This window comes from Candidatus Methylomirabilota bacterium, from assembly GCA_035764725.1.
Lineage (GTDB): Bacteria > Methylomirabilota > Methylomirabilia > Rokubacteriales > CSP1-6 > DASRWT01.
This window is the reverse complement of sequence record DASTYT010000069.1, coordinates 1-10,092: the sequence shown is the minus strand read 5'-3', so window position 1 is coordinate 10,092 and position 10,092 is coordinate 1. Positions and strand designations below refer to the sequence as shown.

At 70.9% G+C, this 10,092-nt stretch carries 9 protein-coding genes; 8 read left to right on the top strand and 1 reads right to left on the bottom strand.

Going from position 1 to position 10,092, the window contains the following annotated elements; all coding sequences use genetic code 11:
* The 8 genes from VFX14_11960 to VFX14_11925 form a co-directional block, all read left to right on the top strand.
* Nucleotides 1-696 (top strand): dienelactone hydrolase family protein (locus tag VFX14_11960; protein HEU5190395.1); only part of this gene is annotated, 696 nt, incomplete at its 5' end.
* A gap of 107 nt (nucleotides 697-803) precedes the next feature.
* Nucleotides 804-1,106 carry a hypothetical protein gene (locus tag VFX14_11955; protein HEU5190394.1) on the top strand — a complete coding sequence of 101 codons (303 nt, stop codon included), beginning with the start codon at nucleotides 804-806 and terminating at the stop codon, nucleotides 1,104-1,106.
* A 16-nt stretch (nucleotides 1,107-1,122) separates the two neighbouring features.
* Nucleotides 1,123-2,043: an NAD(P)-dependent oxidoreductase gene (locus VFX14_11950; GenBank protein HEU5190393.1), complete on the top strand. Its 921-nt coding sequence runs from the start codon at nucleotides 1,123-1,125 to the stop codon at nucleotides 2,041-2,043.
* Nucleotides 2,036-3,505, top strand: coding sequence for an FAD-dependent tricarballylate dehydrogenase TcuA (gene tcuA, locus VFX14_11945; GenBank protein ID HEU5190392.1), 1,470 nt, complete (start codon nucleotides 2,036-2,038; stop codon nucleotides 3,503-3,505). The genes VFX14_11950 and tcuA overlap by 8 nt, the downstream gene beginning before the upstream one ends.
* A gap of 10 nt (nucleotides 3,506-3,515) precedes the next feature.
* On the top strand, nucleotides 3,516-4,481 hold the full coding sequence (locus VFX14_11940) for a thiamine pyrophosphate-dependent dehydrogenase E1 component subunit alpha (GenBank protein ID HEU5190391.1): 966 nt from the start codon (nucleotides 3,516-3,518) through the stop codon (nucleotides 4,479-4,481).
* Nucleotides 4,482-4,497: 16 nt separating this feature from the next.
* The gene (locus tag VFX14_11935) at nucleotides 4,498-5,469 is read left to right on the top strand and encodes a transketolase C-terminal domain-containing protein (protein HEU5190390.1); all 972 of its coding nucleotides are present in this window, start codon (nucleotides 4,498-4,500) and stop codon (nucleotides 5,467-5,469) included.
* Between the two features lie 16 nt (nucleotides 5,470-5,485).
* A complete protein-coding gene (locus tag VFX14_11930; GenBank protein ID HEU5190389.1) occupies nucleotides 5,486-5,794 on the top strand; it encodes a hypothetical protein in 309 nt (102 codons plus the stop codon).
* Between the two features lie 10 nt (nucleotides 5,795-5,804).
* Entirely contained in the window at nucleotides 5,805-8,003 is a 2,199-nt protein-coding gene (locus VFX14_11925) for a N,N-dimethylformamidase beta subunit family domain-containing protein (protein ID HEU5190388.1), read from the top strand.
* Nucleotides 8,004-8,126: 123 nt separating this feature from the next.
* On the opposite strand, the gene VFX14_11920 is transcribed toward VFX14_11925, so the two are convergent.
* Nucleotides 8,127-10,061 (bottom strand): hypothetical protein, encoded by a 1,935-nt coding sequence (locus tag VFX14_11920; GenBank protein ID HEU5190387.1) that lies wholly within the window; start codon nucleotides 10,059-10,061, stop codon nucleotides 8,127-8,129.
* Between the last annotated feature and the right edge of the window lie 31 nt (nucleotides 10,062-10,092).

Sequence of the window (10,092 nt, the reverse complement as noted above, 5' to 3'; positions counted from 1 at the left end):
GCCGACGAGCTTCGCCGGGCCGGCGCGGCGACCTTCGTGCTGGACAGCTTCACCGGCCGGGGCATCACCTTCACCGCGGAGGACCAGTCGCAGCTCAGCAGCCTCGCGATGCTCGGGGATACCTACCGCGCCCTGGAGCTCCTGGCCACGCACCCTCGGATCGACCCGGCGCGCATCGCCGTGATAGGGTTCTCCAAGGGCGCCATCGCCGCGCTCTACTCGGCGGTGACGCGATTCCAGCGCCTGCACGGGCCGGCGGGCGTCCGGTTTGCGCAGCACATCGCGTTCTACCCTCCGTGCCTCATCACCTACATCGGCGACGGAGCGGTGACCGATCGCCCGATCCGCCTGTTCCAGGGGACGGCCGACGACCTTGCCCCCATCGAGCCCTGTCGGGCCTACGTGGAGCGGCTCCAGCGGGCCGGAGCGGACGCCCAGCTCACCGCGTACGCGGGAGCCCACCACCAGTTCGATCGTCCGGGCGACCGCGTGCGCCACAACCCCCGCGAGCAGAATGTCAGCCGCTGTCTCTGGGAAGAGCGTCCCGAGGGCCAGCTCGTGAGTCGGGCCACCGGCCAGCCCTTCGGCCTCGACGATCCCTGCGTGTCGCGCGGCGGCAGCTTCGGCCCGGACCCCGTCGCGTATCGGGCGGCGCTTGAGGCCGTGAAGGCGCTCGTGGGTGTGAATCAGCGCTGAGAGAGCGTTCCAGCGCTGACGCGCCTCGGACTTGCGGCGCAACGTCGGCGTGCTAGACTCTCGGGCGTTCCCAGAACGCGCGCACGCACCCTCGGGAGACCCGATCGATGAACCCGCTCGCTCGCGCCGCCGCCGTCGCGATCGTCACCGCGGCGCTCGGCGCCGCCCCCGCCGCCGCCTGGAACTGTCCCGTGCAGATCAAGTCTGCCGAGGATGCCATCAAGAAGGCGGAGGCGATGAAGCTCACGCCCGACGCCAAGCGGCTGATCGAGCAGGCCAAGACGCTGGTGGAGGAGGCCAAGAAGCACCACACCGAGGCCAAGGCCAAGATCGACCACGCCAACGCGATGTGGAAGGCGCGCGCCGCCCAGGCGCAGGCCGAAGCCGCCGCGGCGATCTCCACGCCGTGAGGAGCGCGCCCCGGCGATGAGCGACGCCCGGCCGCGCATCGGCTTCCTCGGGCTCGGCACCATGGGCGGCCAGATGGCGCGCCGCCTCGTCTCGCAGGGCTTCACCGTGCGCGGCTACGACCCGAGCGCCGAGCGCGCCGCGCAGGCGAAGGCCGCCGGGGTGGTGCTCGAGGTTTCGCCGGGCCGCGTGGCCGCGGCGTCCGATGTGATCCTCTCGAGCCTGCCGGACCCCGCCGCCGTGCGCGAAGCCTACCTCGGCGAGTCGGGCGCGCTCGCGGGCGCGCACAAAGGCATGACGTGGATCGACCTCTCCACCATCGACCCGGAGACGTGCCGCGAGATTGCCGCGAAGGCCGCGCCGGCCGGCATCGACTGTCTCGACGCGCCGGTGAGCGGCGGCCCCGCCGAGGCGGGCAGCGGCAAGCTGGTCTTCATGGTGGGGGGCGACGCGGCGGTGGTGGAGCGGGCGCGGCCGGTGCTCTCGGCGCTGGCTTCCGAGATCCACCACGTGGGGCCGCTCGGCTCGGGCCTCGTGGTGAAGCTCGTCAACAACGTGATGTCGATGGGCAACATGGTGGTCGCGGCCGAGGCGATGGTGCTGGGCGTGAAGGCGGGCATGGACCCTCGCCAGCTCTTCGACATCCTCTCGAACAGCGGAGGCCGCTCGCATCACTTTCTCAAGCGCATGCCGAACGTGCTCAAGGGAGACTTCACGCCGAACTTCTCCATCGCGCTGTCGAAGAAGGACGTGTCGCTGGCGCTGGGCCTGGCCGCGGGGCTCGGGTTCCCCATGCTGGTCGCCTCCGCGGTCCGGCAGGTCTACGAGGCAGCCGCCGCGCAGGGGCTGGCCAACCAGGACATGGCCGCGGTGACGCGCCTCTACGAGCAGTGGGCGGGCGTCGAGGTGCGCGGCAAGGAAGGCGGCGGGCATGCCTGAGCACGATGTCGTCGTCGTGGGCGCGGGCAATGCGGCGCTGGCCGCGGCCGTCTCCGCGCGCGAGCAGGGCGCCCGCCGCGTGCTCGTGCTCGAGAAGGCCCCCGAGGAGCTGCGCGGCGGCAACACCCACTACAGCGGGGGCCTGTTCCGCTTCGCCTTCGACCGGGGCGAGGATCTCCGTCCCCTCGTCCCCGACGCCGAGCGGCGCATCCCCGGCTTCTTCTCGGACGTTGCACCGTATCCTCGCGCGCGCTTCTGGGACGATCTCCGCCGCGTCACCGAGGGCCGCGCCGATCCCGAGCTGGGCGAGATCCTGATCGGCCGCTCCTACGACACGGTGAAGTGGATGGCGGGCAAGGGGATGGCGCTCGAGCCCGCGCTGTCGCTCTCCGGGGTGCGCGTCGGGAACACGATCAAGTGGTCGCCGGGCGCGGTGATCCGCGCCGAGCACGAGGGCGTGGGTCTCTCGCGCGGCTGGTTCGACATCGCCGCGAAGGCCGGCGTGGAGATCCGCTACGGGACCAGCGTGGTGCAGCTGAACCAGGACCGCGCGGGCCGGGTGATCGGCGTCACCACCGAGAGCGCGCGCGGCTTCGAGGACGTCACCGCCGGCGCGGTGGTGCTGGGCTGCGGGGGCTTCGAGGCCAATCCGGCCTGGCGCGCGCGGTATCTCGGGCGGCCGTGGGATCACGCCAAGGTGCGCGGCACGCGGTACAACACGGGCGACGGCCTCCGCATGGCCATCGACATCCGCGCGCTGCCCTTCGGCCAGTGGACGGGCTGCCACTCCACGCCCATCGACGCGGACGCGCCGCCCTACGGTGACCGCAAGCTCACCGACAAGACCAACCGCCTCTCGTACCCCTACGGCGTGCTGGTGAACAACCGCGGGCGCCGCTTCTTCGACGAGGGGGAGGACTTCCAGTTCTACACCTACGCCAAGCTGGGCGGCATCATCCTGAACGAGCCGGGGGGCGTGGGCTATCAGATCTTCGACGCCAAGGTGACGGACCTGCTGGAGGGGCGCTACAAGACGGGGACGCCACTGGTCGCCGACTCCCTCGCCGCCCTCGTTGACACGCTGCCGGTGGACCGCGCGGCCTGCCGCCGCACCCTCGACGACTACAACGCGGCGGTGAGCGCGGGCGCCTTCGATCCCACCGTGAAGGACGGGCTCGCCACGAAGGGTCTCGAGCTGCCGAAGTCGAATTGGGCGCAGCGCCTCGACACGCCGCCCTTCGTGGCCTATCCCGTCACCGGCGGCATCACGTTCACCTTCGGCGGCGTGCGCATCAACGAGCGCGCCCAGGTGATCGGCACTTCCTGGGCGCCCATCGCCGGCCTCTACGCCTGCGGCGAGATGGTGGGCGGCCTCTTCCACGGAAACTATCCCGGCGGCACCGGGCTCATGTCGGGCGCGGTGTTCGGTCGCATCGCCGGCGCCCATGCCGCCGGCGGCTAGGGAGCGCGCGATGGCAGACGACACGGCCCAGCTTCGCGAGATGCTCCGGACCATGATCCTGATCCGCGAGTTCGACGAGCTCGCGATCCGCCTGCGGGTGGCCGGGAAGATCTACGGCGCGGTGCATCCCTACGTCGGGCAGGAGGCGGTGGCCGTCGGCGTCTGCTCGACCCTCACCGTGAAGGACCGGGTCACCAGCACGCATCGCGGCCATGGTCACTGCATCGCGAAAGGCGCCGACATCCGCCGGATGATGGCGGAGCTGTTCGGCCGCGTGGATGGCTACTGCAAGGGCAAGGGTGGCTCGATGCACATCGCCGACTTCTCGGTCGGGATGCTGGGCGCCAACGGCATCGTCGGCGGGGGGCTGCCGATCGCCTGCGGCGCCGCGCTGGCCGCGCAGCTCGAGGGCCGGGGCGACGTCACCGTGTGCTTCTTCGGCGACGGCGCCGCCGCGGAGGGCGAGTTCCACGAGGCCCTGAACATCGCCGCGGTGTGGAAGCTCCCCATCGTCTTCGTCTGCGAGAACAACCAGTACGCGGCGAACAATGCCGTCGGCGTCCAGCATCCGCGGACCGACATCGCGGCCCACGCCTCTGCCTATGCCATGCCGGGCGTGGCCGTGGACGGCAACGACGTGCTGGCGGTCCGCGAGGCCGCCGCGGCGGCGGTGAGCCGGGCCCGGCGCGAGGGGCCGAGCCTGCTCGAGTGCCTGACGTATCGCTGGCGCTTCCACGCGATGCGGGCCGCGGTGCCCCCGGAGACGCGGCCGGCGGAGGAGATCGCGGCCTGGACGGCGCGGGATCCGATCGCCCGCCTCGAGCGCCACCTCCTCGAGGAGGGCGCCGTCTCGCCCGCCGAGATCGCCAAGCTGCGCGCGCAGGTCGCCGCCGATCTCGACGCCGCGGTGGCCTTCGCCGAGGCGAGCCCCTTCCCCAATCCCCGCGACCTGCTCGTCGACATGTTCGCCGACTAGGCGAGGAGGAGCCGGCATGCGCGAGATCACGTTTCAGCGGGCGCTCGAGGAGGCGGTGGCGGAAGAGATGCGGCGCGATCCGCGCGTCATCACGATGGCCACGGACTTCACCGGGGATCCCGCCGCGGAGTTCGGCCCCGCCCGCGTGCGCTTCACGCCGATCTCGGAGGCGGTGCTGACGGGCATGGGCCTGGGCGCGGCGGGCTCGGGCTTCCGCCCCATCGTGCACTGGCGCATGGTGACGTTCTCCTTCGTGGCGATGGATCAGGTCGTCAATCAGGCGAGCAAGATCCGCTACATGTTCGGCGGGCAGGCCGACTTCCCCGTGACCTACCGCTGCTCGACGGGCGGCGGCATGGGCCTCGCCGCGCAGCACTCGCAGAGCCCGTACTCGATGTGGATGCATCTGGCCGGGCTCAAGATCGTGCTGCCCTCGACGCCGGCCGACGCCAAGGGGCTCTTGAAGAGCGCGATTCGCGACAACAATCCCGTGGTGAGCTTCGAGTGCAGCCGCCTCGCCGGCGTCACCGGGCCCGTGCCCGACGGCGACCACCTGGTCCCGCTGGGCGTCGCGGAAGTGAAGCGCGCGGGCACCGACGTGACCATCGTGGGTCTGGCCTACTACGTCGGCGAGGCGCTCGCGGTGGCGGAGGCGCTGGCCGGCGAGGGCATCTCGGTCGAGGTCGTCGATCCGCGGACCCTCGTGCCCATGGACGTCGACGCGCTGCGCGCGTCGGTCAGGAAAACCGGGCGGCTCGTGATCGTGGACGAGGCGCCCGCCACGTGCTCGGCGGCCTCGGAGATCGCGGCGCTGATCGCCGAGGATCCCGACACGTTCCGGGTCCTCAAGGCGCCCATCCGGCGCGTGTGCGCGGTGCCGGTGCCTGTGCCCTACAGCCCTCCGCTCGAGCAGGCGGCGCTCCCCAGCCGCGACGACATCAAGGCGGCCGTGTATGACGTCTTGAAGGACTCCCCGCGCCAGGGCTAGCCCGCCCGCGGCCGCCATGTTCACCATCGATCCCCGCCGCACCGATCTGGCGCTGGAGTTCAAGCGCCGCCCCTTCGGCCCACACAGCCCGGAGCTCCAGGCCGTGCTGAACGTGCTGCGGAGCTCGCGGCACTGCCAGAACCTGCTCCTGGTCTGCGTGAAGCCGCAGCCGCACGAGGAATGGGTGCTGGCGGAGAAGCAGCCCGACGGTCTGCCCCCCCGGCTCTTCTCGGATCCCGTCTTCACGAGTCTGGAGGACGCGGAGTGGCACGCCTTCCGGATGCGCTGGGAGGCGGTGACGGGCGAGCGGCTCACCGTGCCATGAGGCCGCGGCCATGATCCCGCCCATGCCCCGCGTGCTGGGCTACGCCGATCCGCTCAGCGTGGCGCCCGGCGAGACGATTCGCTTCATGGTGGGCACGCTCGACGGGCCGCGCCGTTATGGCGCGCGCATCGTGCGCGTGACCTCGCCCGACACCGGCCCCGGCGGCTCCGGGCTCAAGACAGTGCCGCTCGCGACCTCGCTCGACGGCGAGCACGCGGGCACGCCGCAGTCCATCGACGCCGGCTCGTACGTCCGGATCCCACACCCGACGGCCTTTGCCGGGCTCTCCCGCTTCACGCTGGAGGCCTTCGTCCTGCCCACGCGGGTGCTCATTCGCCCCGAGCCACGCCCACAGGTGATCATGGGCACCTGGGCCGAGGACACGAAGCAGGGCTTCGCGCTCATGCTCGACGAGACGGGCGCGCTGGCCTTCCAGGCGGGCGGCGGCTCTGCGCCCGCGGCGCGCATGAGCACCGGGCGCCCGCTCACCGCGCGACGCTGGTACCGCGTCACCGCCTCGGTCGACCTCGCCGCAGGCACGGTGGCGCTCGATCAGGCGCCGCTTCCCGACCACGCCGTGACGACGGAGGTGCCGGTACACGTCACCGCGCGCATCGCCCCCGGCGGGCCTACCGGCTCGGGCGAATTCCTTCTCGGCGCGGCCCGCCGCGGCGTCGAGGCGGCGCGGCTCCTCACCACCTGGCACTTCAACGGCAAGATCGACCGGCCCATCGTCGTGCACGACGGCCACGTCATCGGCCGCTGGGACTTCGCCGCGGACATCGCCACCGACAAGGTCACCGATCGCTCGGGACATCGGCTTCACGGCCGCACCGTGAACGCGCCGAAGCGGGCGGTGACGGGGCACAACTGGGACGGCAGCGCCATGGATTGGCGCCGGGCGCCCGAGCAGTACGCTGCGATCCACTTCCACGACGACGATCTCTACGACGCCGGGTGGCGGCCCAGCCACACCGTGACCATTCCCGCCGACGCTCGCAGCGGTGTCTACGCCCTCATGCTGGAGGCGGACGGCGGGCCACCCTTCTGGGTGGTGTTCTACGTGCGGCCGCCCCGCGGTGCCCCGCGCGCGCCCGTGGCCTTCCTCGCCTCCACCGCGACCTACCTCGCCTACTCGAACTATCGCGCGCGCATGCGCCCCAGCGCCGCCGAGCTCTACATCGGCGCGCTCCCGACGGTGGACTCGACGGACCTCCTGCTAATGTATCACCCGGAGCTTGGCGGCTCGACCTACGACACGCACTCCGACGGCTCCGGCGTGTGCCACGTCTCCCGCCTGCGCCCCATCGTCAACACTCGACCGACCGGCCGGCTCTGGAATCTCTTCCTGGACTTCTGCCTGCTCGACTGGCTGGAGAGCCAGGGCCAGTCCTACGACGTCATCACCGACGACGATTTGCACCGGGAAGGCGAGGCGCTGCTCGCCGGCTACCGCGTGATCCTCACCGGCTGTCATCCCGAGTACTACTCGCGCGAGATGCTGGACGCCGTCGAAGCCTATCTGGGCCGGGGCGGCCGGTTCATGTACATGGGCGGCAACGGGTTCTATTGGCGGGTGTCCTATCCGTCGGCGCATCCCGGCATGATCGAGCTGCGCCGGGCCGAGGACGGGACGCGCGCCTGGGCGGAGTCGGTGGGCGAGTACTATCACGCCTCCACCGGCGAGTACGGCGGCCTCTGGCGCCGTCAGGGGCGGGCGCCCAACGCTCTCGTGGGTATCGGGTTCGTCGCGCAGGGCTTCGACCGCTCGTCCTACTACCGGCGGACCGCCGCCAGCCAGGACCCCCGCGCACGCTTCATCTTCGAGGGCATCCAGGACGAGATCCTGGGGGACTTCGGGCTCTCCGGCGCGGGTGCGGCCGGGCTCGAACTGGACGCGGTCAGCACCGCCCTGGGTACGCCACCGCATGCCCTCGTCGTCGCCGTCTCCGAGGAGCACTCGAACGCCTTCCAGCTCGTGAACGAGGAGATGAACGTGTCGTCCTCGGGCACGGACGGCCGCTTCTCCGCCGCCGTCCGGGCGGACATGGTGTTCTTCGAGCACCCGGGTGGCGGCGCCGTCTTCTCCACGGGCTCCATCGCCTATGTCGGGAGCCTCGGCCACACGGGCCACGAGAACAACATCGCCCGCCTCACCGGCAACGTGTTGCGGCGCTTCCTGGACCCGACCCCGTTCGTGATGCCTTAGGCGTTGACGTTAGGCATCCGCTCTTATGCGGATGCCGCGTCGGGAGTGGAGAGTCCGCCTTGCAGGCCGCGGCCACCTCGGCCGCCGTTCTTGCGCTAGCGCCCACTCCAGCAGGGACGCGGCTCAATCGGACATCAGGAAGATGAGGGGCCGCACGTCGTCCTCGGGCGTCCAGTCCCAGTAGCGCAGGAGGATGGTGTAGACCATCAGGCCAGTCTCCCCTTCCCCGAACAGGAGGTAGCGCATGGCCTGAGCCATCAGTTGGCGCCGCGTGAGCCCGATGAAGATCGAGATGGGATCGATGGCCTCGCTGAGATAGGCGATCGTGTTGGCGATGGCGACCGCCCCGAGCACCTCCGCCACATAGTCCTCCCCCTCCTTCCGGAGGCGAACCTCGAGCGGCGCGGAGAACTCGCTGCGGTTGTCGAGCAAGTTCACGTGCAGGAACAGGAATGGCCCGCGCACATTGTAGTGGCGCACGATCTCGGACCGCTTGCGGCCGCGGGCTTCGGGCGAGGCGGTCCGGATGGGGACCAGGTGCACCTTCTTCCCTCGTACCTCCGGGCCGAGGCGCCAGCTTTCCGCGTCGGCGAAGTAACCGTGGGGGATGCGGAACTCCACGGAGCGGATCGATCGGCTGATGGCGCACGCCGCCATCAGCAGCGCCGTGAAGATGGTGCCGATGATGAGGCCGTCGGGCCGCTCCAGGCAGTTGTCCCCCAGGGTGTAGGCGAAGACTAGGCAGACGATCCCCGTGTAGGAAGCCAGGAGCCGGCGGCGCTCGCGCCACAGGGCGAGCGTGGCCGCGAAGGCGGCGGACAGGATCAGCACGAGCACACCGGTGGCGTAGGCGCCGCTCTGGGCCTCCACGGACGCTCGGAAGACCAGTGTGATGACGATGTCCACGACGAATAGAAGCAGCACGAGGGGCCGGGAGAGGGCGGCCCACCGCGGCGCCATCCCGAAGCGGGGCAGATAGCGGGGGATGAGATGGAGCAGGCCCGCCATCGCCGAGGCTCCGGCGAGGCCGAGGATGACGATCGTCGACACGTCGTAGATTGTGCCGAAGGCAGTCCCGAGGTGGCGGTGAGCCAGGAAGGCAATGGCGCGGCCGCTCGCCTTGCCGCCCTCCGCATAGTCGGGCGGCGCGATCAGGAGCGCGGTGACGAAGCTCGAGAGGATCAGCATCGCGCTCATGATGAGGGCGGCGGTCAGGAGGAGCTTGCGCGTGTTGGCCACGCGTCCGATGGGCACCTCGCCAGCTCGCGGGCTCCGACCGCGATCCACCGGCCCGCCGTCGACCAGGGGCATGACGGCGACACCCGTCTCGAAGCCGCTCAGGCCGAGGGCGAGCTTCGGGAACACCAGCATCGCGCCGGCGATCAGCATGGGTGCGTCGCCCTTCGCGGTGAGCGCGGAGCGCCACTCCCCGAGCAAGGTCGGGTGGGTGATCACCTCGAAGGCGCAGCGGCCGAGGACGATGAGGTTTAGAACGAGATAGGGCACAGCGGCCGCGGTGGCGAGGCCGATGGCTTCCTGGAACCCCCTGACGAACACCGCCGCGAGCACGGTGAGGAGGGCGAGAGTGACGAGGATCTGATGCTCGCCGACCACGGGATGGAGGAAGGGATTCTCGATGGCGTGCTTGGCGGCATCGGCCGCCGACAGCGTCATGGTGATGACGAAGTCGGTGGCGGCGAAGCCCAGCAGGACCAGGACCAGTCCCTTGCCCTTCCAGCCGCTCAGGAGGTTCTCGAGCATCGCGATGGAGCCCTGGCCGGCATAGCTGCGCCCCGCCACCTGGGCGTACACCGGCAGGGCGCCGAACAGGGTGACGAGGACCAGGATGACCGTCGCGATCGGCGCCACCGCCCCGGCGGCGAGGAGGGCGATGCCGGGCTGATAGCCGAGGGTCGAGAAGTAGTCGACGCCGGTCAGCCACATGACCTTCCACCAGGGATACGTGGCGACGGCATGACCGGCGTGGTCGTCCAGGGAATCCCCGCCCCGCAGCCATCGCCCTACCGCGGACCGGTACGCGGTCGAGGGCTGGGGGATCTGCTCGCGAAAGGGAAAGAGCCCGTCTGCC

Bases quoted from the DNA above. Each gene is read 5' to 3' on its own strand.
- VFX14_11955 (HEU5190394.1), top strand. From the start codon at position 804: ATGAACCCGCTCGCTCGCGCCGCCGCCGTCGCGATCGTCACCGCGGCG.
- VFX14_11950 (HEU5190393.1), top strand. From the start codon at position 1,123: ATGAGCGACGCCCGGCCGCGCATCGGCTTCCTCGGGCTCGGCACCATG.
- tcuA (HEU5190392.1), top strand. From the start codon at position 2,036: ATGCCTGAGCACGATGTCGTCGTCGTGGGCGCGGGCAATGCGGCGCTG.
- VFX14_11940 (HEU5190391.1), top strand. From the start codon at position 3,516: ATGGCAGACGACACGGCCCAGCTTCGCGAGATGCTCCGGACCATGATC.
- VFX14_11935 (HEU5190390.1), top strand. From the start codon at position 4,498: ATGCGCGAGATCACGTTTCAGCGGGCGCTCGAGGAGGCGGTGGCGGAA.
- VFX14_11930 (HEU5190389.1), top strand. From the start codon at position 5,486: ATGTTCACCATCGATCCCCGCCGCACCGATCTGGCGCTGGAGTTCAAG.
- VFX14_11925 (HEU5190388.1), top strand. From the start codon at position 5,805: ATGATCCCGCCCATGCCCCGCGTGCTGGGCTACGCCGATCCGCTCAGC.